20 protein-coding genes are annotated in these 18,569 nt (G+C 57.9%); 13 read left to right on the top strand and 7 right to left on the bottom strand.

Features of this window, described 5'->3' with window-relative positions; all coding sequences use genetic code 11:
* Window positions 1-3: 3 nt before the first annotated feature.
* Both pspA and ACFCXQ_RS00460 read right to left on the bottom strand, forming a co-directional pair.
* Window positions 4-789: a phage shock protein PspA gene (gene pspA / locus ACFCXQ_RS00465; RefSeq protein WP_379552025.1), complete on the bottom strand. Its 786-nt coding sequence runs from the start codon at window positions 787-789 to the stop codon at window positions 4-6.
* Between the two features lie 209 nt (window positions 790-998).
* Complete coding sequence (locus tag ACFCXQ_RS00460) at window positions 999-1,151, bottom strand: hypothetical protein (protein ID WP_379552023.1); 153 nt, start codon at window positions 1,149-1,151, stop codon at window positions 999-1,001.
* 169 nt (window positions 1,152-1,320) lie between these two features.
* Here ACFCXQ_RS00460 and pspF point away from each other — a divergent pair, with 169 nt between their 5' ends.
* The 11 genes from pspF (at window position 1,321) to ACFCXQ_RS00405 (ending at window position 11,178) form a co-directional block, all read left to right on the top strand.
* Window positions 1,321-2,379 (top strand): phage shock protein operon transcriptional activator, encoded by a 1,059-nt coding sequence (gene pspF, locus ACFCXQ_RS00455; RefSeq protein WP_379552021.1) that lies wholly within the window; start codon window positions 1,321-1,323, stop codon window positions 2,377-2,379.
* Between the two features lie 106 nt (window positions 2,380-2,485).
* Complete coding sequence (locus tag ACFCXQ_RS00450; RefSeq protein ID WP_379552019.1) at window positions 2,486-2,860, top strand: PilZ domain-containing protein; 375 nt, start codon at window positions 2,486-2,488, stop codon at window positions 2,858-2,860.
* 171 nt (window positions 2,861-3,031) lie between these two features.
* A complete protein-coding gene (rimP, locus tag ACFCXQ_RS00445) occupies window positions 3,032-3,610 on the top strand; it encodes a ribosome maturation protein RimP (protein WP_379554691.1) in 579 nt (192 codons plus the stop codon).
* Entirely contained in the window at window positions 3,610-5,274 is a 1,665-nt protein-coding gene (nusA, locus tag ACFCXQ_RS00440) for a transcription termination factor NusA (protein ID WP_379552017.1), read from the top strand. The genes rimP and nusA overlap by 1 nt, the downstream gene beginning before the upstream one ends.
* A complete protein-coding gene (locus tag ACFCXQ_RS00435) occupies window positions 5,255-6,052 on the top strand; it encodes a DUF448 domain-containing protein (protein WP_379552016.1) in 798 nt (265 codons plus the stop codon). The genes nusA and ACFCXQ_RS00435 overlap by 20 nt, the downstream gene beginning before the upstream one ends.
* Before the next feature lie 21 nt (window positions 6,053-6,073).
* Window positions 6,074-8,581, top strand: coding sequence for a translation initiation factor IF-2 (infB, locus tag ACFCXQ_RS00430; RefSeq protein WP_379552014.1), 2,508 nt, complete (start codon window positions 6,074-6,076; stop codon window positions 8,579-8,581).
* 366 nt (window positions 8,582-8,947) lie between these two features.
* Window positions 8,948-9,199 (top strand): hypothetical protein, encoded by a 252-nt coding sequence (locus tag ACFCXQ_RS00425; protein ID WP_379552012.1) that lies wholly within the window; start codon window positions 8,948-8,950, stop codon window positions 9,197-9,199.
* Entirely contained in the window at window positions 9,199-9,627 is a 429-nt protein-coding gene (locus ACFCXQ_RS00420) for a PaaI family thioesterase (protein WP_379552010.1), read from the top strand. The genes ACFCXQ_RS00425 and ACFCXQ_RS00420 overlap by 1 nt, the downstream gene beginning before the upstream one ends.
* Entirely contained in the window at window positions 9,624-10,052 is a 429-nt protein-coding gene (locus tag ACFCXQ_RS00415; protein ID WP_379552008.1) for a PaaI family thioesterase, read from the top strand. Before ACFCXQ_RS00420 ends, ACFCXQ_RS00415 begins: the two co-directional genes overlap by 4 nt.
* Window positions 10,052-10,471, top strand: coding sequence for a 30S ribosome-binding factor RbfA (rbfA, locus tag ACFCXQ_RS00410; RefSeq protein ID WP_379552006.1), 420 nt, complete (start codon window positions 10,052-10,054; stop codon window positions 10,469-10,471). The genes ACFCXQ_RS00415 and rbfA overlap by 1 nt, the downstream gene beginning before the upstream one ends.
* Entirely contained in the window at window positions 10,468-11,178 is a 711-nt protein-coding gene (locus tag ACFCXQ_RS00405; protein ID WP_379552004.1) for a hypothetical protein, read from the top strand. The genes rbfA and ACFCXQ_RS00405 overlap by 4 nt, the downstream gene beginning before the upstream one ends.
* 35 nt (window positions 11,179-11,213) lie before the next feature.
* On the opposite strand, the gene ACFCXQ_RS00400 is transcribed toward ACFCXQ_RS00405, so the two are convergent.
* Together ACFCXQ_RS00400 and ACFCXQ_RS00395 are read right to left on the bottom strand one after the other, a co-directional pair.
* On the bottom strand, window positions 11,214-11,774 hold the full coding sequence (locus ACFCXQ_RS00400) for a YceI family protein (RefSeq protein ID WP_379552002.1): 561 nt from the start codon (window positions 11,772-11,774) through the stop codon (window positions 11,214-11,216).
* A gap of 22 nt (window positions 11,775-11,796) precedes the next feature.
* Window positions 11,797-13,425: an AbgT family transporter gene (locus tag ACFCXQ_RS00395; RefSeq protein WP_379552000.1), complete on the bottom strand. Its 1,629-nt coding sequence runs from the start codon at window positions 13,423-13,425 to the stop codon at window positions 11,797-11,799.
* A 161-nt stretch (window positions 13,426-13,586) separates the two neighbouring features.
* On the opposite strand from ACFCXQ_RS00395, the gene ACFCXQ_RS00390 reads away from it, so the two are divergent.
* Both ACFCXQ_RS00390 and ACFCXQ_RS00385 read left to right on the top strand, forming a co-directional pair.
* The gene (locus ACFCXQ_RS00390) at window positions 13,587-14,165 is read left to right on the top strand and encodes a thymidine kinase (protein ID WP_379554689.1); all 579 of its coding nucleotides are present in this window, start codon (window positions 13,587-13,589) and stop codon (window positions 14,163-14,165) included.
* A 40-nt stretch (window positions 14,166-14,205) separates the two neighbouring features.
* Entirely contained in the window at window positions 14,206-14,901 is a 696-nt protein-coding gene (locus ACFCXQ_RS00385; RefSeq protein WP_379551999.1) for a site-2 protease family protein, read from the top strand.
* 5 nt (window positions 14,902-14,906) lie between these two features.
* Here ACFCXQ_RS00385 and galK read toward each other — a convergent pair whose 3' ends face one another.
* The 3 genes from galK to glpD are packed head-to-tail and all read right to left on the bottom strand — an operon-like array spanning window position 14,907 to window position 18,549.
* A complete protein-coding gene (gene galK / locus ACFCXQ_RS00380) occupies window positions 14,907-15,953 on the bottom strand; it encodes a galactokinase (protein ID WP_379551997.1) in 1,047 nt (348 codons plus the stop codon).
* Window positions 15,953-17,047: a galactose-1-phosphate uridylyltransferase gene (locus ACFCXQ_RS00375; protein WP_379551995.1), complete on the bottom strand. Its 1,095-nt coding sequence runs from the start codon at window positions 17,045-17,047 to the stop codon at window positions 15,953-15,955. The genes galK and ACFCXQ_RS00375 overlap by 1 nt, the downstream gene beginning before the upstream one ends.
* Entirely contained in the window at window positions 17,044-18,549 is a 1,506-nt protein-coding gene (gene glpD, locus ACFCXQ_RS00370; RefSeq protein WP_379551993.1) for a glycerol-3-phosphate dehydrogenase, read from the bottom strand. The genes ACFCXQ_RS00375 and glpD overlap by 4 nt, the downstream gene beginning before the upstream one ends.
* Between the last annotated feature and the right edge of the window lie 20 nt (window positions 18,550-18,569).

Raw genomic sequence — 18,569 nt, 5'->3', positions numbered from 1 at the left:
GGGTTAGCCCTCCTTCTTGTCAGCGGCGGGTTTACCCAGCGCCTTTTTCATCTGTTCTAGCTCGTCATCGATGGCATCCGCGCCTTCCAGCGCAGCGATTTCATCGGCGAGGCTCGGGGTGCCGCTGCTGCCTTCAATTGACAGTGCTTCAGCGGCGCCTTCAGCGTAATCAACGCGGCGTTCCAGCTGGTCAAAGCGGCTCACGGCTTCGTCTGTCCGCTCCGTGCTCATCACGGTGCGCAGCTTGACGCGGTTCTCTGCGCTTTCGAGGCGCGCCGCGATGGCGGTCTGGCGGCTACGGGCTTCGCGCAGACGGTTTTGCAGCTTGGCGATGTCTTGCTCATAAGCGCGCAATGCATCGTCCAATACGGCGATTTCTTGTTTGAGCTGCTCCGACATATCGGCCGCCTTTTTGCGCTCTACCAGAGCAGCGCGGGCCAGATCTTCGCGGTCCTTTGACAGAGCGAGCTCAGCTTTCTCGCCCCAATCAGCTTGAAGTCTATCAAGCTTGACCGTGTGGCGATGCATTTCCTTCTGGTCCGCGATGGTGCGGGCCGCGCTGGCGCGGACTTCGACCAGAGTTTCCTCCATTTCGAGGATGATCATGCGGATCATCTTGGTCGGATCATCCGCCTTATCCAGCATGTCGTTGAAATTGGCGGCAATGATATCGCGGGTTCGGCTGAAAATTCCCATTAAGGGTGCTCCATTAGAAAATAGCTCGGCAACTTGGTCAATCGTTTGATCGATGGTCTCGCGAGCCTGAGTCGGTGTTGGCGACTTACGCATGCGCTCCACTTCAAGCTCTATTCGTGACAGACGCGGGCGCTCTTTACGAGTCTCTTTGTCTGCTTCCTTACCAGAAGAAGAGGGGTGGGCCGAAGTCTTCTTAGCGCTGGGGGACGCGCTTTTGGGACTGTCGGGGGAGAGAGACTCCGGCCCGGAACCTTTGGCTTGAAAACCTTTGGCAAACCCAGAAATATTGTTGGTTGGCTTGCTCACGCTAGCTCAACCTGCTCGGTAACGGCGACTGAACCCATTGGCGCAGACACGATGATCTGCGAGCTCAATGCCACAAAGGTGACCATTGCAGTAATGCTAACCAGGGCGGCTTGGCCGAGAGTTGAGCGGAAGAAGCTGCGGTCGTACATAATCTTAATCCCTAACTTAAGGCGTTCTGCCAATTTGCTGTTGTGCGCTGTTCAGCAAAGGGTGTGCCAAAATCAATAAATGCATTAATAACAGCAAGTTATAATTTTTCGGGATTTTACATGATGGCGCTACTTGCCAACATGTGGGAAATTTCCCTATAAGTTGGCCATGGAGCGGGAAAATCAGTTTATTGGCCAGTCTGGAGCATTCCTTGATGCGGTAGAGCGGACCAGCCGCGCGGCCCCTATGGAGCGCCCCGTGCTTATTATCGGCGAGCGCGGAACAGGCAAGGAATTGATCGCCGAACGCCTTCACCGCCTGTCCTCCCGTTGGGGCGAGCCGCTCATCACGATGAACTGCGCCGCCTTGCCAGAAACCCTGATCGAGGCCGAATTGTTTGGCCACGAAGCGGGAGCATTTACTGGCGCTACCAAACAACGCGCAGGCCGGTTTGAAGAAGCCGACAAAGGTACGCTATTTCTCGACGAACTGGGCACTTTGTCGATGGGTGCGCAGGAGAGGTTGCTGCGCGCGGTCGAATATGGCGAGGTTACCCCGATCGGATCAAGCAGGCCAATCCGGGTTGATGTGCGGATTGTAGCGGCGACCAATGAAGATCTTCCGGCAAAGGCGGAGCGCGGGGAGTTTCGCTCTGACTTGCTCGATAGGCTAAGCTTTGAAGTCATCACTTTGCCGCCCCTCCGCGTGCGCGAGGGCGATATTGAAGTGCTGGCCGATTATTTTGGGCGGCGCATGGCCGCTGAGCTTGGCTGGGAGGCCTGGCCCGGCTTTGCACCTCACCTTGCGCGCCAGCTCGATGATTATGCATGGCCTGGCAACGTACGTGAGCTGCGCAATGTGGTTGAGCGGGCTGTGTATCGCTGGGATGATTGGGGGGAGGCGATTGCGCACGCTCAATTCGATCCGTTTGACAGTCCGTGGAAGCCGTTCACGCCTGCTCATCAGGCACCGCAAACTCAGGCTGGGGGGCAGGCCCCGGCTGCGCCCGCACATCAGGCGGGAATAGCAAATGGCGCTGCGTCCGCGCAAGAATTGGACGGGGTCGACGATTTACGCGGCGCCGTGGATGCGCATGAAAAGGCGATTGTCGAACATGCTCTGGGCAAGCATCGCTGGAACCAGCGCCAGACGGCCAAGGCGCTCGGGCTCACGTATGATCAGCTACGCCACTGTATCAAGAAGCATGGTCTTTCGAGCGACGACTGAGCGGATCTGGGAAGGCATCCGGCCCGGCATCACGCTTAACACCTTAAGCGGCAGTACCTAGCCCACTCACAATTCGGTTTTTGCCATATCATGCCAGACCCGTGGCATGAGCTATGTTCAATCCATAACTGGTAGGCGGGATGGCGGACGGTTGCGTCTTGGCTTAAAGGGTAGCTTTGACCTCGTAAGCGGCTGTAAATCCTGCGAGGTGGTGGATCTGTCCGTATGGGGCGCACGGCTGCGGATGAATATTCCTCCGCGAGCCGGGGTCTGGGGGGTTTTGGTAGTCAACGAGCTGGACGTGTTTGGGCGCGTTGTCTGGCGCCGCGAGCGGCTATGCGGAGTTAATTTTGACGAGCCGATCTCGAATGAGCAATTGCTCGATTTCCGGATCCGGGGCGAGCAGCTTTACGAGGAGCAGTTGGCTCGCGAGCGTAATGCCCCTGCTGAATATGCCCGCACCTGGGTCGAAGGCGGCTGACGCGAGTTCCCATCTTTCGAAGCTGAAGTCGGTTCTCTGCTTGCATAATCGCCCAGAGGAGCCTAACTGCAGCTCATCCCAACATTGTTGAGATTGTGAAAGGCTGGCGCCGCGAGGGGCCGGCCACCATTTTTACTGTCACAATGTTTGAATATGATGATGGAGTTTCGAATCGCCGATATTGCGCGCCTTACTGAGATAATTGAGCCTGAAGCGCGCGCGCTTGGGTTTGATCTTGTGCGCGTGAAGATGATGCCATCTGAGGCGGGAGACGGCGGCGAAGCCTTGCAAATTATGGCGGAAGATCCGGCGACCGGGCAATTGGTGATTGAACAATGTGCGGCGTTATCGCGCGCAGTCTCGGCGCGGATCGACGCGCTGGAAGAGGCTGGCGACATCCTCATTGAAGGGGCCTACCATCTTGAGGTATCATCGCCCGGTATTGATCGCCCACTGACTCGCGCAAAAGATTTTGCCGACTGGGCTGGGCACGAGGCGAAAATTTCGCTTGCTGAGAAGACCGATGGGCACCGCAATCTGCGCGGAAAGCTGGTCGGCATTGAAGGCGAGCTCATTACGATTGAGGACGCAAAGCATGGGCCCATTGCTTTTCCCCTCAATGCCATTCATGCGGCTAAGCTCATTTTAACCGATGAGCTGATCGCAGCGACTAAACCGCTCGACACCACTGGTGCTGAGAATATTGTAGAAGACCCGGAAACGGATGAGGAAGAGAAGGCTGACACCTAATGGCCAGTGCTATTTCTGCGAATAAGGCTGAACTGCTTGCGATTGCAAATGCCGTTGCTTCGGAAAAAATGATCGACAAATCCATCGTGATTGAAGCGATGGAAGAAGCGATTCAGAAGTCTGCGCGTAATCGCTATGGCGCGGAAAATGACATCCGCGCAAAGCTGGACCCGCAAACCGGCGATTTGCGTCTGTGGCGTGTTGTTGAAGTTGTCGAAGAGGTTGAGGATTACTTCAAGCAAGTCGACATCAAGCAAGGACAGAAGCTTCAGGATGATGCCAAGCTGGGTGACTTCATTGTTGACCCGCTTCCGCCAGTTGATCTGGGCCGGATTGATGCGCAAAGCGCCAAGCAAGTAATTTTCCAGAAGGTTCGCGATGCAGAGCGTGAGCGCCAGTTTGAAGAGTTCAAGGACCGCGCTGATGAAGTGATCACCGGCGTGATAAAATCGGTCGAGTTTGGCCATGTGATCGTCAATCTCGGCCGGGCAGAAGGCGTTATTCGCCGCGATCAGCAGATCCCGCGCGAAGCCGCCCGTGTTGGTGAGCGTGTTCGCGCGCTGATCACTAAGGTGGAGCGTAACAATCGCGGACCGCAGATTTTCCTCTCGCGCGCTGCGCCTGACTTTATGCGCAAGTTGTTCGCTCAGGAAGTGCCCGAGATTTACGACGGCATTATCGAGATCAAGGCCGCTGCTCGCGATCCGGGCAGCCGCGCGAAAATCGGCGTGATCAGCCATGACAGCTCAATCGATCCGGTTGGTGCCTGTGTGGGTATGAAGGGTAGCCGCGTTCAGGCTGTTGTGCAGGAATTGCAGGGCGAGAAGATCGACATCATCCCATGGTCGGATGACACCGCGACGTTCATCGTGAACGCGCTTCAGCCAGCGACGGTTAGCCGCGTTGTTCTCGACGAGGAGGATGGCCGTATCGAAGTGGTTGTGCCTGACGATCAGCTCAGCTTGGCAATTGGCCGGCGCGGGCAGAACGTCCGTCTCGCTAGCCAGCTGACCGGTCATCAGATCGACATCATGACTGATGAGGAGGCGAGCGAGAAGCGCAGCAAGGAATTTGCTCTGCGCTCCAAGATGTTTGAGGAAGAGCTCGACGTTGATGAGACGCTCTCACAGTTGCTGGTTGCCGAAGGCTTCGCTGAGCTGGAGGAAGTGGCCTATGTGCCGCTCGAAGAACTCGCGAGCATTGAAGGTTTTGATGAAGAGCTAGGCGAAGAGCTGCAAAACCGCGCCAAGGAAGCGATTGATCGTCAGGAAGCGACTCACCGCGAGGTGCGCCGTGAGCTTGGCGTTGAGGATGATCTGGCCGAGATGCCGCACCTTAACGAGGGTATGCTCGTTACCCTGGGTAAGGCTGGGATCAAGACGCTTGATGATCTGGCCGATCTCGCCACTGACGAGCTGATCGCGAAGAAGCGCGAGGCCCCGCGCCGGCGTGCTGGCCCCGATGGCGGACCGCCAATGCGCCGTCCTGCACCGCGCGAGCAAGACAAGGGTGGGGTCCTTGGCGAATATGGTCTGACTGAAGAGCAGGGCAATGAGATCATCATGGCTGCGCGCGCGCACTGGTTTGAAGACGAGGAGCCGGTAGCGGCTGCTGCTGACAAGCCTGACACACAGGAGGCCGCCAATGCGGACTCCGACCAATGAGAGCGTAAGCACAGACATCGCTGAATGTAGCGAGGCTCGGGTTTCCGAGCCCGTTAGCGCTCGCCCGCATCACAAGGGTGGCAAAGCTGAGCCGGAACGCAAATGTATTCTGACCGGTGAGGTGAGCCCGCGTGCTGGCCTTATTCGGCTTGCGGTTTCGCCCGATGGTCTTGTTTTGCCCGATGTGCAGGCCAAGGCTCCCGGACGCGGTGCATGGATTGGCGTGACACGCGCTGAGCTGGAACAGGCGACTGAGGATGGGCGGCTGCGCGGAGCTTTATCGCGAGCATTCAAGACGGGCGCTCTCGAAATTTCGCCTGAGCTTCCCCATATGATCGAGGCAGCGCTTGTGCGCACGGTGCTTGATCGTCTGGGGCTCGAGCTGCGCGGGGGCAACATAGTTCTCGGTAGCCAGCGGATCGCAGATTCTGCCCGCAAGGGCGAGGTAGTGCTGGTCTGCCATGCAAGCGATGCAAGCGCAGATGGCATGAGTAAACTCGACCAGGCATGGCGCGTTGGTCAGGACAAGGAAGGCAGCGGCGCACGAGGATTGCGCTTGCCACTGGACCGGGCGGCGCTCTCTGTGGCATTGGGCCGGGAAAATGTGGTCCACTTTGGCGTTATAGGCCGTCATGGCCGGACCACGGCAGCAGACAGGGTTTCAAGTGCACTTGAGCGCCTGATGAGTTTTCAAGGGGATGTCCATTCTTCGGACGAGGCGTCTCGGGACACGGCTAACCCGCGCGACGACGCGGGCGAGCCGCATGATAAGATTTGATGTGAAGGAATAGCGAGCTAAATGAGCGACGAAGAGAAAAAACCTGCCCGTAAACCGCTTGGCCTAAAGCGCGCGGTTGACGCAGGCGAGGTCAAGCAGACCTTTAGCCATGGCCGCACCAATAAGGTTGCGGTTGAGGTGAAGCGTCGCCGCAAGCTCGTGAAGCCCGGCGAAACACCTCCACCGCCGCCGCCTCCACCACCGCCTCCACCGGCGCCTGTGGCCGAGGAAGCAAAACCTGCGCCCAAGAAGCCTGCTGCGGCGGCTGAGACCGCGCAAGAACGCGTTGCTCGCCTTCAGCGTGAGGCTGAGGAAGAGCGCCTGAAGCTGGCTGAGGATGCGCGCAAGCGTGAGGACCAGCAGGCGAAGAAGTCGGCGGCCGATGAGAAGCAGCGAGCCGAAGACAATCGCAAAGCTGAGGAAGAGGCAGCGAAAGAAGCTGAGCGCGCTGCCGCTGAAGCAGCGCAGTCTGCCGCGCAAGCTGATGTGGCTGAGCAGTCGCCCGAAGACACAGGTGCTGAGAAGAAACCTGCTGCCGGCGGACGCAAGTTTACCCCGGTTGCCCGGCCAGAGCCAAAACGCCCGGAAAAGAAGAAGAAAGAAGACAAACGCACTGCTGATCGCGGAGCGGACAAGCGCCGCTCTGGAAAGCTGACCGTTACTAAGGCTCTCAATGAGGACGAAGGGCGCCGTGCGCGTTCGCTCGCCGCGCTTAAGCGTGCGCGTGAGAAAGAGCGCCGTCTGCAAGGAGGCGGGTCAAACCAACCGCGTGAAAAGCAAATTCGCGATGTGATCGTGCCTGAGGCCATCACCGTTGGCGAGCTCGCCAAACGGATGGGCGAGAAGGGTGCGGACTTGGTCAAGGAACTCTTCAATCTCGACATGATGGTCACCGTCAATCAGACGATTGATCAGGACACTGCCGAGCTACTGGTCGAACAATTCGGCCACAATATCGAGAAGGTTTCTGAGGCTGATGTCGATATTGACACCACTGAAGACCAGGACCCTGAAGAGACGCTGAAACCGCGCCCTGCTGTGGTCACGATCATGGGTCACGTCGATCACGGCAAGACCAGCCTGCTCGACGCACTGCGCGGCACCAATGTCACCAAAGGCGAAGCCGGCGGCATTACGCAGCACATCGGCAGCTATCAGATCACGACGAAAGACAAGCAGAAGATCACCTTCCTTGATACGCCGGGCCACGCCGCATTTACCGAAATGCGTCAGCGCGGCGCGAATGTGACGGATATCGTCGTGCTGGTTGTCGCGGCGGATGACGGCATTATGCCGCAAACGATTGAGGCGATTAATCACACGAAGGCGGCCGGTGTCCCGATGATCGTTGCGATCAACAAGATGGACAAGCCAGAGGCCAATCCGACCAACATCCGCACTCGCTTGCTTGAGCATGAGGTGATCGTCGAGGAAATGTCTGGCGATGTGCAGGACGTTGAGATTTCAGCGCTGAAAGGCGACGGTCTTGACGATCTGCTCGAGAAAATCACGCTGCAGGCTGAATTGCTTGAGCTGAAAGCCCGCCCTGATCGCGATGCCGAAGCAACAGTGATCGAAGCTCAGCTTGATAAGGGCCGCGGTCCTGTTGCCACCGTGCTGATTACACGCGGTACGCTGAAGCGCGGCGACACATTTGTCGTTGGCACAGAGAGCGGCAAGGTTCGCGCAATCGTCAATGACCAAGGCAAGCAGATCAAGGAAGCTGGTCCGTCCATGCCGGTCGAGGTGCTGGGGCTGGGCGGGGTACCGTCTGCTGGCGACATGATGACTGTGGTTGAGAATGAACAACGTGCGCGCGAAGTTGCGGAATATCGGCGTGAGAAGGCGACGGAGCAGCGCACTGCGCTTGCCCCGACCAGCTTCGACACGATGTTCAACAACCTTCAGAGCGATGTGGTCGAATTCCCTGTGCTGGTGAAGGCTGATGTTCAGGGCAGTGTCGAGGCGATCAATACCGCGCTGCACAACCTCTCCAATGATCTCATCAAAGTCCGCGTGTTGCACGCCGGCGTCGGCGCGATCACGGAGAGCGATGTGCAATTGGCGGCTGCATCCAACGCGCCGATCATCGGCTTTAACGTGCGCCCGAACGCTAAGGCCCGCGAGCTGGTCAAACGCGACGGTGTTGAAATGAAATATTTCGACGTGATCTATCACCTGACCGACGAAATCGGCAAGGAAATGGCCGGTGAACTTGGCCCTGAGAAGATCGAGCACGTGGTTGGCCGCGCGCTGGTCAAGGAAGTGTTCCGTTCGGGCAAGAAGGACAAGGCCGCTGGCCTGCTCGTCGAAGAAGGCGCTATCCGCAAAGGGCTGTTCGCGCGTCTCACCCGCGAAGATGTCATTGTCTCGGCAACGACCATTGCTTCGCTGCGGCGCTTCAAGGACGATGTCGACGAGGTCCGCACCGGGCTCGAATGCGGCGTCGTTCTGGAAGACACGAATGACATTCAGCCTGGCGATCAGCTCGAAGTCTTCGAAGTCGAGGAGCGTGAACGGACGCTTTAGAAAGCAGACTTTATGGAGTGGAGAGGGATTCGTTTGCCTGCCTTTAGGCTTGTTAGCCTATTAGTTCTATCGGTGCTCATCGCGCTAGCTGGGATCTTCATTTTTCCATACGATACTTGGATAACTTTCCTATTGCTTCTGGTTTGGCTTGGTTTCGCTGTGGCAACTTTGGCCTGGTCAGTACGCTTGATCAAAGGGACTTCGGGCGGGCTGCTAAGAAAGCTCGTACCGCTTCTGACTTCATTGGTCGTTTTGGTCTTTCTATTCCGAGCGACGGTCCTGCTGCATGCCGCTTTTGATAACTGGGCTGACGACAGGCGCTTTCGAAATAATCAGGATGAGTACGAGAAAATTGTAGCATCTGTCATGGCCAAAGAATGGGAGCCAGGAATTCATCGTGGTGCTGTGGAGGGTGCTTATGCCAATCTAGACGTATCGGATGTGGTGCGAGTTGAGTTGGACTCATCCGGTTTTGGTGGCAATTGGGAGGGGGTCTATTACGACCCAAGTGATCTATATGACCGTTCCAAAGCCAATCACTTTGAAGGCACCGTTTATGGGTGCCGTCATCTTGAGGGGCACTACTATCATTGCAGCTATGATCTTTCGGTGTTTTGATGACCAAAATCTATGAAGGGCAGCGCTCTCCCTCCGCCGAGTTGATGGGCAGCGAGTTCGTATCATTCGATGCAGAGCAGGGCGAACTGACCACGCGGTTTACGCCGCCGCCCAGCTTTGCGAGCCCACGCGGCGTCGTGCAGGGCGGCCTGATTGCGGGTTTTTTGGACGAGGTGATGGGCGGCGCATTGCTGGCTGTTACTGAGGCGGGTGAGCAAGGCACAAAACTGCCACTCAACCTCGATTTGAACCTGACCTTCGTTTCCGTAGTGCCGATTGCCCCAATCATCGCCAAGGGCCGTGTAATCAAGCATGGTCGGCGCGTCGCCTTCTTGGAAGGTGAGCTCTACGATGAGGCTGATGGCAAGCTGCTGGCCCGCGCAACGTCAACTGCACTGCCGACTGATCTTCCCGAGACTATGCAATGAACTTAGCAGAAAAATTCGCGCTTGGCGCGGCGCATGCCGAGCTGATGGGTGTTGAGTTCGTCGATTTTGACGAGGAACGCGAAGAAATTACGCTGCGTTTCAACGCGCCCGATAGCTTCATCACGCCGCGCGGATCAGTGCAGGGCGGCCTGGTTGCCGGCTTTCTGGATGAGGTGATGGGCTGGGCGCATGTCTGGGCGACTGACCACGTGGAGGCGCCGCTCAACCTTGAAATCAACATGTCTTTGCTAAAGCCGGTTCCCGCTGGACCGCTTGTGGGCAAGGGGCGGGTTATCAAAAGAGGGCGGCGCGTCACGTATCTCGAAGGGGAATTGCTAAGCGAGGATGGGCAGCTGCTCGCTCGCTCGACCAGCACCGCTATTCCGACACCGCGACCAACTGCCGAGAACAGAGGGAAAATCTGATGGCGCGTCAGCAATTCACGCCTGAACAACAATCAGTCCGCGTGCTCAAAGTCGGTGAGCGGGTGCGCCATATCCTGTCCGAATTGCTCGCGCGGCAGGAGATTCATGATGACGTGGTCAGCGCGGCAAATATCGCGGTGACCGAGGTGCGCATGTCGCCCGATCTGCGCAATGCCACCGCCTATGTGAAGCCGCTGCTGGGTAATGAAGAGGATGAGGTGGTCACTGCTCTGCGGCAGAACACGGCCTATCTTCAGCGCGAGGTAGCAAAGCGGCTGGGTCTGAAATTCGCCCCAAAACTCAAATTCCGCGCTGACGAGAGTTTTGACGAAGCGGAGCGGATCGAAAAACTGCTGGATGACCCGAAGGTTGCGCGGGACCTTGCGGATGAGGCTGGCAACGAAGGAGATGATGCTTGACCTTGATCCTTGCGTCAGCGGCACTGGCATTGGCCTCGACCGCTCAAGATGACGTAGTTACATTGCCGCCCCCGGCGAGCAGGCCTTTCAGGATCGGCAAAAGCGAATTGCGGGACATCGACTTCGTGCCTCGCGGCTGGAAGCTCTATGACAAAATTACCGGTGATCTCGATGGCGATGGAAAGACCGACAGCGTCCTAATCGTCCAGAAGAATGACCCAGCTAAGATGATCGAGAACACCGATGGTTTTGGCATGCGCTATTTCGATAGCAATCCGCGCGCAGTCCTCGTGTTGCTGCACAAGAACTCGGGCAAGTATGAGCTGTCTGCGGTCAGTACATCAATCATTCCCACGCATGACCAGCCAACGATCAGCGATCCCCTAAGCGAGGCGGGTATTGTGGGGAACGTGCTTTTTCTCGACATCGGGTTCTTCGCCAATGCCGGTAGTTGGAGCATGTCCAATCGCCGGTTCCAGTTCCGCTGGGACGGCGAAGCGATGGCGTTGATCGGTTTTGATATGACGCATGTACGGCGCAACACTGGCGAGATGACTCAGACAAGCATCAATTACCTCACTGGCAGGCGTAAGGATGCCAAAGGTAGCATCGAAGACGATGAGACCAGGTGGCAATGGAGCGATGTGCCTGACGGTTTCAAACCGACGCTTGGCTCAATTGGCAATGGCTTTGAATTCGAGGGCTAGGCCAGACGGGTTCTCTCGCGATTTAGTTAGGCTGCCTAATTTGGCACCATTCGCGCTTTGAGCCGGATGGTCACTTGCTTGCCCACGATCAGCTGATAGCTTTTCATACCGTAATCACGCCGATCAATCGTCATCGTGCCATTGAGCGTGACTGCCTGTCCTGCAGCCGCGCTTGTCGGCGGTGTGTCAAAAGTCACGGCCAATGTCTCGCTGCGAGTGACCCCGCGCGCGGTTAGTTTTCCGTCCACTTTGCCGCTTTTTGCGCCAGTCATCGTCAGGCGCGTGCCCACGAACCGCACACTGGGATATTTCTCGACCCAGAAAAACTTCTCTCCGCGCAGCCGATTTAGCGTCGCTGTGTCTGGAGCTTTCAACGCTCTTGCATCGATTGTGACGTCGATCAATGCCGCATCTGGCTGATCCGGCGTAATCGACACCGCGCCCGTCATCTCGGGAAAAGTCGCGGTCTTGCTGGACAGGCCGAAAAACGGGACTTTGGCCGATACCGAACTGGCGCTTGCATCAAGGACATACGCAAGCGGCGCATTGCCCAGCAGCAGAGGCGCCGCGAGCAAGGCAACGAACGGTTTGAACATGGCTATGCCCATTGTGCGTGCCTTACTCAGCCGGTGCCGCTGTGACGGTGCTGGGAACCTCCATGAATACCGACGCGCCCGGGCCGAGCGGAAGGTCGAGCACAACCCAGCCGATTGTCATGACCAACCCAGCAATGAGCAGTCCAATAGAATAAGGCAGCATAGTCGCCGCAAGAGACCCAAGGCCAAAGTCCTTCTGCCAGCGCTGGCAGAAGATCAGTATCAGCGGGAAGTAGACCATAAGCGGGGTGATGATGTTGGTTGCGCCGTCACCCACGCGGTAAGCCGCCGTGGCCATTTCCGGTGTGATCCCGAGCAGCATCAGCATCGGCACGAGCACGGGTGAAAGCAGTGCCCATTTCGCGCTTGCTGAGCCAACAAAGATGTTGAGCAAGGCCGATACGCATATGATCGCCGCAAGTAGAGCCCAAGCGGGCAAACCGCTGCTGCCGAGGAAATCCGCTCCATTGACCGCGAGGATCAGGCCGAGATTTGACCATGCAAACATCGCAACGAAATGCGCGGCGGCAAAGGCGAGGACGAGGTAATAGGCAAGATCCTCCATCGCGCCGGCCATCATTTTAACAAGGTCGCGGTGGTCGCCAATTGTGCCGGCGGCCTTTCCATAAGCCCAGCCAGCGAGCAGGAAGAGGATGAAGAAGCCGCCAACGAGGCTCTGGTAAAACGGGTTTAGGCGGGCCTCATCAGAGGCTTCCTCATCAATCAGAGGCGTACCCGGCCCGAAAGTGAAATAGAGCCACAGCGCGACTACAAATAGAACTGCGAGACCAGCCCAGCGAAGGCCCTTGCGCTCGCCTTCGGTCAACGGGCGATCGCCGTCGGCAACTTCGCCCTGCTGTTCTGGTGACACCGCATTGCCCGCAAGCGCAGGGTTCCATGTGCCCAAACGGGGTTCAATAATCCGGTCAGTGACATACCAAATCACGGGCAGGAACACGAAAGTCATTGCGGCGATGAAGAACCAATTGCCCGCAATATTCGCGGTGAAATCGCCGAAGACCGTCTCAACCGCCGCCTCGGTTATGCCGAACAGCAATGCGTCGAGCTGCCCGGGTACGAGGTTGGCCGAGAAGCCGCCAGATACGCCTGCAAATGCCGCGGCTATCCCAGCAATTGGGTGCCGACCGGCCGCGTGGAAGATGATGCCGGCAAGCGGGATGAGGACCACATAGGCTGCGTCCGCCGCAAGATTGCCGAGCATGCCCACTAATGTGACTATTGGCGTGAGGAGGAAGATCGGCGCACCGCGGACACCTGCCCGCATAGCTGTTCCAAATAGGCCAGACCGCTCCGCGACACCGGCGCCCAGCATCACGACCAGCACATATCCCAAGGGGTGGAAGTGCGTGAAAGTGGTCGGCATATCGACCCAAAGCCGTTTGATATTGTCCGCAGACAGCAAGCTTTCAGCGGTAATGATCAGAGCGCTGCCCGTGCTCTCATCAATTTCAGTGGGGTGCGCGGCGGAAAGGCCAGCAAGGCTCGCCGCAATCGAAATGAGTACCAGGACCGCGATCAGCCAGAAGAACAGGAACACCGGATCGGGCAGCTTATTACCGCTCCGCTCAATCCACCCAAGAATGCCGCCCTGCTTGGGTGCCTGCGGTGCTTCAGTCGCTGCCTTAGTCATTCACTCATCCCATAAAATGGTATTTGCCACCGTGTTAGCATCGCCATTTATGTCTGTCTGCCCTCTGAATGGCGCTTCGGGCATGGCTGTTGATAGGCCTGTGAATGTTTGGAGCTGGCGTCATGGCGTCGGGCGCGGCAAGCGCCTATCATCGCTCAGCGATGGCTAATCTCTATTTCTATTATGCCAGCATGAATGCCGGCAAAAGCACGACGTTGCTCCAGACTGCGTTCAATTACCGAGAGCGCGATATGCGGGTGTCGCTGTGGACGGCGGCGCTTGACGACCGGCCAGGTTTTGGCGCGATTAGCTCGCGCATTGGCCTAGCCAGCGATGCGCACAGGTTTGCGGCGGACACTGATATTGAAGCACATGTTCTGGCCGAGCATGAGGATGCTCCGCTCGACTGCGTGCTGATCGACGAGGCGCAATTCCTCAGTACAGCGCAAGTATGGCAATGCGCGCGGCTTACCGATGAAGCGGGCATTCCGGTCCTGTGTTACGGCCTGCGGACTGATTTTCAGGGCGAGCTTTTTCCCGGCTCGGCGACGCTTTTGGGCGTTGCTGACAAGCTGATCGAGCTCAAAGCGATTTGCCATTGCGGGCGCAAAGCCACGATGAATTTGCGTGTCGATGCATCCGGGGATGCGGTCAAACAAGGCGCGCAAACCGAGATTGGCGGCAATGATCGCTATGTTGCGCTGTGCCGCAAGCATTTTAGCCGGGCGCTCGCGGGGTAAGGCACTGGCGGGATAGCGTTCGGCTGCCTATCTATACATCATGTCTGATACGCTCTCGCTTGCTCTCGTCCTGATCCCATGTCTGATTGTGGCGATTGTCTTCCATGAGGTGGCGCATGGTTGGGCTGCGCTTGCTTTGGGCGATCCTACCGCCAAAGAACGCAAACGGTTGAGCCTCAATCCGCTGCGTCATGTCGACCCAGTTGGCACGATATTGGTTCCCGGCGCGCTGGCTCTGATGAGCGGGCCGATCTTCGGCTGGGCGAAACCGGTGCCGGTCAACAAAAACCGCTTGGATGACCCGCGCTTTGGCATGATGGCGGTCGCCGCAGCAGGCCCTGCGATGAATTTTCTGCTGGCCGCCGTGGGGGCAATCGCAATCGGTATCTTGGGCCTTGGCGAGGAAGTCTTTCTCACAGACAGCGCGATCACAGGCGAGGCCGCGCCGCTCGCGCAGGGGCTGTTCTATTTTCTGCTGATCAACATTTTCCTCGGCATATTCAATCTCTTGCCGATCCCGCCATTTGATGGCTCGCACATTGTCGAGGGGCTGATGCCGCGCCGCTATGTGCATTTGTATGAGAAAATTCGTCCCTTCGGCATGATCTTGTTCGTCGGCCTTATCGCGGTGACCTGGTTCGCGCCGGAGCTGGGCGTGCTGCAAAATACCATCGGTCCGCCTGTCAATTGGGCAATGAGCAAATACATTAGCCTTGCAGGATTATTTAGCAGTTAAGCGCCTCAGGTGGCACGGGCGATCCGATCTATAAAGCGCGCCTCTGGGTGCTTGACGAGCAGCCCTTCGAGCCAGCCATCCCTCTGATCTTCGGCCACGCAGGCCACAATGCAGCCGCCAAAGCCGCCGCCCGTCAGCCGCGCCCCGACCGCGCCTAGCGCAACCGCATCATCAACCAGCGCATCAATCAGCGGCACCGACATTTCAAAATCATCGCGCATGGATGTATGGCTGGCGATCATCAGCGCCCCCAACGTCGCGATATCACCGCCGGCCAATGCGTCGACGGCCGCCTTCACCCGGCGATGTTCTGTGGCACAGTGTAGTGCGCGGCGACGAATGACATCGCTCACCTCGGTGTTTTCAGCTATCTTGGCCGGGTTGAGCGTGCAGATATCATCGCGGCCAAAGGCAATACGCGCGGCATCGCACTCTTCCTTGCGTTCCTTATAGCGGCCATCGCTAAGTTGCCGCGTGACGCCGGAGTGGATGACCTCAATCGAATAGCCTTTTGGCAAAGTGACGAGTTCATAATCCAGCGTTGCCGTGTCGAGCGCAATGGCCTCACCCGGCTGCGCAATGGCAACCGCCATTTGGTCCATAATGCCGACGGGCACGCCGATGTAATCCGTCTCAACGCGCCGTGCAGCGACCGCTATTTCGGTGTCTGACATGTCTGATTTAGCGAGCATGCGCGCGGCTTTTAGAACAGTCACGATGAGCGCTGCAGACGATGACAGGCCTGCTCCCGCTGGAATGGTCGATGCGATCAGCAAGTCAGCGCCATGGCCAATAAGGCCCAGTGCGCGCGCCTCTCGCAATGCGCCAACCGCCGGGTCTGACCAATGATCTTTTGCGGGGTCCTCAAGAGTGCGTTCATGCAGCATGCCGAAGGGTTCTGCGCTGATCCGGACGATATCGTCCTCGCGCGGGGTAAGCTCCGCCTCAAGGTGGACAGAGAGCGCGGCGGGCATGACCATACCGCCATTGTAATCGGTGTGCTCCCCGATCAGGTTGACCCGGCCCGGAGAGACTGCGCGCACGCTATCCATTATACTTGGCCATTCTTAACCGCTCTCAAATGCTCAGCCGCAGTTTCGGGCATCACATCGACTGTGAAGACGCCGCTATGCTGCTCGACCGAGGCGAGATATTTGACCCGCCCCTTTGCGCGCAGCAGCGGGTAGAACTGAACTGTGAAGTGGTAGTTGTCCGATCCGGTTTTGGGCGCGGCGTGGAAGGCCATCATTGTTGCGGCGGGCTGTTCAAACAGCGCATCATAACGCCGGGTGATCTCGCCGAGCCAATAGGCGAGGCCTTCGAGCTCTTCATCCGTGCAATCCCATGGGCCTGCGCGCCGTTCCATAGGAGCAAGCCACACCTCATAGGGAAAGCGCGCAAAGCGCGGGACGAAAGCGGCTATCCCGCCTCGTTCGCCTATTCCATAATCGGGCATAGCGGTGCGGATTTCTGCCGCCAGATCATAGCCTCCGGCAAGAGCGTCAGCCGCCCGCTTCTGAACCTCGGGTACGCGGTTAAATCCGTAAATCTGCCCATGTGGGTGATGCAGGGTGACGCCCACTTCATCGCCGCGATTTTCAAACGGCATCACATATTCGCATCCCTGCGCAAACAGCGCTTCATACCGATCGAGCAGCGCCGCGATTAGCACGCGCCTGCGATCTTGCCCGATGGAATGGAGGTTTCCCTCCGCTTCGGGCGCATAAACCACGACATCGCAAGCCCCCTTAGCTGGCTCAGTTGCGATCCCTTCCAGCGCGGCAGCATTGCTAGCGCTGGGATGAAAGGCGGCGAATTTGTTCTCGAAGATCGCCAGTTCGAAGTCTTCAAACGGAATTTCGGTTTCCGGGCCGCAGGGCCGCGTTGGAGCTAGCGGGTCGTCGCTCGCGGCGGGCTTGAACGTGCGGTTCTGCCGATGCGCCGCATAGACATTCCACTCTTGCCGCAGCGGGTGATGGCGCAGTTCGCCCCCTTGCGCAATTGGGTCCGCACTTTCGGATTGCAGCGGCGAAGTGTGCGGCTGCTCGCCATAGAGATGCAGCATGCGCCCATCGGCCTTCTTGTGGCTGCGCCGGTAAACCTCGCGGCCCGCAATCCTCCACGCGAGCGTTTCATTCTCGCTCATGCGGGGGCTTTCTCAGCAGCGAACCAATTGTGCACGTTTTGCTGTTCGGCCTTGGTCAAATGCAAGCCGAGCTTGCTGCGTCGCCACAGCACGTCTTCAGCATCACGCGCAAATTCATGCTCCATGAGATAGCGCAGTTCGGCCTCGTACAAGTTGCCGCCAAGATGCGGGCCCAGATCATTGATGCCCTGCGCGCCAGCCAGCACATCATGCATCCGTGTGCCGTATGCTCTTGCCAGGCGCAGGGTCATTACATCCGGCAGCCAGTCATACCGCGCGGTTAGATCATTTACGAATGCGTCAAACGCCATCGGGTCAATATCACCGCCGGGCAAATGCGCATCCACTGTCCAACTGGTATCGCCCAACCCAAGCCGCTTGAGCGCATGCTCGGAAAGCTTGCGATAGGTTGTGATCTTGCCGCCGAAGATCGACAGGATCGGCGGTGCTGCGCTGCCCGCCTCATCGCGGTCTTCCAATTCAAAGACATAATCGCGCGTGACAGTCGAATTGTTGGCTGAACGGTCATCATAAAGCGGGCGGACCCCGGCATAGCTTGAGACGGCCTCATCTGGAGTAATGTCGGTGCGCAAATACTCATTGGCCGCATCGCAGATATATGTCGCTTCTTCAGGTGAAATATCAATGCCGCTTGGGTCGCCCTCAAACCCCTGATCAGTGGTACCGACTAGCGTGAAATCACGCTCATAAGGGATCGCGAAGATGATCCGGTCATCCTTGTTCTGGAAGATGTAGCAATGATCCCCATCAAACAGCTTGGGGAAGATTAGATGGCTGCCTTTGACCAGGCGCAGGTTCTCATGGCTTTCACGCGGGATCGCGCGGCCCAGCACGGCATCGACCCACGGACCAGCCGCGTTAACGACCATCTTGGCCCGGATTTGAGTTTCGCCCGCTTCGCCGCGCAGGGTCGCGGTCCAGCTTTCCGCTTCACGCTGCAATCCAACGCACTCGGTTCGCGTGCGGATATCTGCGCCGCGCTCCTTCGCATCGACGCAATTGAGCGCCACCAGCCGCGAGTCCTCGACCCAACAATCCGAATATTCGAAGCCTGTGACCAGCCGATCCTCCAGAAAGCTCCCATGCGGTTCTTCGCGCAGATTGATCGTCCGGGTCGCTGGCAGCAATTTGCGCCCACCCAGATGATCATACATGAAAAGTCCGAGGCGCAGCAGCCAGCTTGGCCTGAGGCCTTTGTCATGCGGCAAGACAAAGCGCAGCGGCCAGACGATATGCGGCGCAACTTTCAGCAGGCGCTCGCGCTCGATCAGGCTCTCGCGCACAAGCCGAAACTCGTAATGCTCCAGATAGCGCAGACCGCCATGGATCAGTTTGGTCGAAGAGCTAGAAGTATGGCTCGCCAGATCATCTTTCTCGACCAGACACACGCTGAGGCCCCGGCCCGCCGCATCGCGGGCAATCCCTGCGCCATTGATGCCGCCGCCAATAATCAGCAGGTCGAATGTCTCTTGCGTGCTCATGATTGCGGCGTTCTCACGCG

The organism is Qipengyuania rhodophyticola, assembly GCF_042493225.1.
In the GTDB taxonomy this organism is placed as follows: domain Bacteria; phylum Pseudomonadota; class Alphaproteobacteria; order Sphingomonadales; family Sphingomonadaceae; genus Erythrobacter.
This window is presented reverse-complemented; position numbering and strand designations above follow the sequence as displayed.

What these genes read in the sequence shown, in the direction of transcription:
- pspA (WP_379552025.1), bottom strand. Translation starts at nt 789, where the DNA reads ATGCGTAAGTCGCCAACACCGACTCAGGCTCGCGAGACCATCGATCAA.
- ACFCXQ_RS00460 (WP_379552023.1), bottom strand. Translation starts at nt 1,151, where the DNA reads ATGTACGACCGCAGCTTCTTCCGCTCAACTCTCGGCCAAGCCGCCCTG.
- pspF (WP_379552021.1), top strand. Translation starts at nt 1,321, where the DNA reads ATGGAGCGGGAAAATCAGTTTATTGGCCAGTCTGGAGCATTCCTTGAT.
- ACFCXQ_RS00450 (WP_379552019.1), top strand. Translation starts at nt 2,486, where the DNA reads ATGAGCTATGTTCAATCCATAACTGGTAGGCGGGATGGCGGACGGTTG.
- nusA (WP_379552017.1), top strand. Translation starts at nt 3,610, where the DNA reads ATGGCCAGTGCTATTTCTGCGAATAAGGCTGAACTGCTTGCGATTGCA.
- ACFCXQ_RS00435 (WP_379552016.1), top strand. Translation starts at nt 5,255, where the DNA reads ATGCGGACTCCGACCAATGAGAGCGTAAGCACAGACATCGCTGAATGT.
- infB (WP_379552014.1), top strand. Translation starts at nt 6,074, where the DNA reads ATGAGCGACGAAGAGAAAAAACCTGCCCGTAAACCGCTTGGCCTAAAG.
- ACFCXQ_RS00425 (WP_379552012.1), top strand. Translation starts at nt 8,948, where the DNA reads ATGGCCAAAGAATGGGAGCCAGGAATTCATCGTGGTGCTGTGGAGGGT.
- ACFCXQ_RS00420 (WP_379552010.1), top strand. Translation starts at nt 9,199, where the DNA reads ATGACCAAAATCTATGAAGGGCAGCGCTCTCCCTCCGCCGAGTTGATG.
- ACFCXQ_RS00415 (WP_379552008.1), top strand. Translation starts at nt 9,624, where the DNA reads ATGAACTTAGCAGAAAAATTCGCGCTTGGCGCGGCGCATGCCGAGCTG.
- rbfA (WP_379552006.1), top strand. Translation starts at nt 10,052, where the DNA reads ATGGCGCGTCAGCAATTCACGCCTGAACAACAATCAGTCCGCGTGCTC.
- ACFCXQ_RS00400 (WP_379552002.1), bottom strand. Translation starts at nt 11,774, where the DNA reads ATGTTCAAACCGTTCGTTGCCTTGCTCGCGGCGCCTCTGCTGCTGGGC.
- ACFCXQ_RS00395 (WP_379552000.1), bottom strand. Translation starts at nt 13,425, where the DNA reads ATGACTAAGGCAGCGACTGAAGCACCGCAGGCACCCAAGCAGGGCGGC.
- ACFCXQ_RS00390 (WP_379554689.1), top strand. Translation starts at nt 13,587, where the DNA reads ATGGCTAATCTCTATTTCTATTATGCCAGCATGAATGCCGGCAAAAGC.
- ACFCXQ_RS00385 (WP_379551999.1), top strand. Translation starts at nt 14,206, where the DNA reads ATGTCTGATACGCTCTCGCTTGCTCTCGTCCTGATCCCATGTCTGATT.
- galK (WP_379551997.1), bottom strand. Translation starts at nt 15,953, where the DNA reads ATGGATAGCGTGCGCGCAGTCTCTCCGGGCCGGGTCAACCTGATCGGG.
- ACFCXQ_RS00375 (WP_379551995.1), bottom strand. Translation starts at nt 17,047, where the DNA reads ATGAGCGAGAATGAAACGCTCGCGTGGAGGATTGCGGGCCGCGAGGTT.
- glpD (WP_379551993.1), bottom strand. Translation starts at nt 18,549, where the DNA reads ATGAGCACGCAAGAGACATTCGACCTGCTGATTATTGGCGGCGGCATC.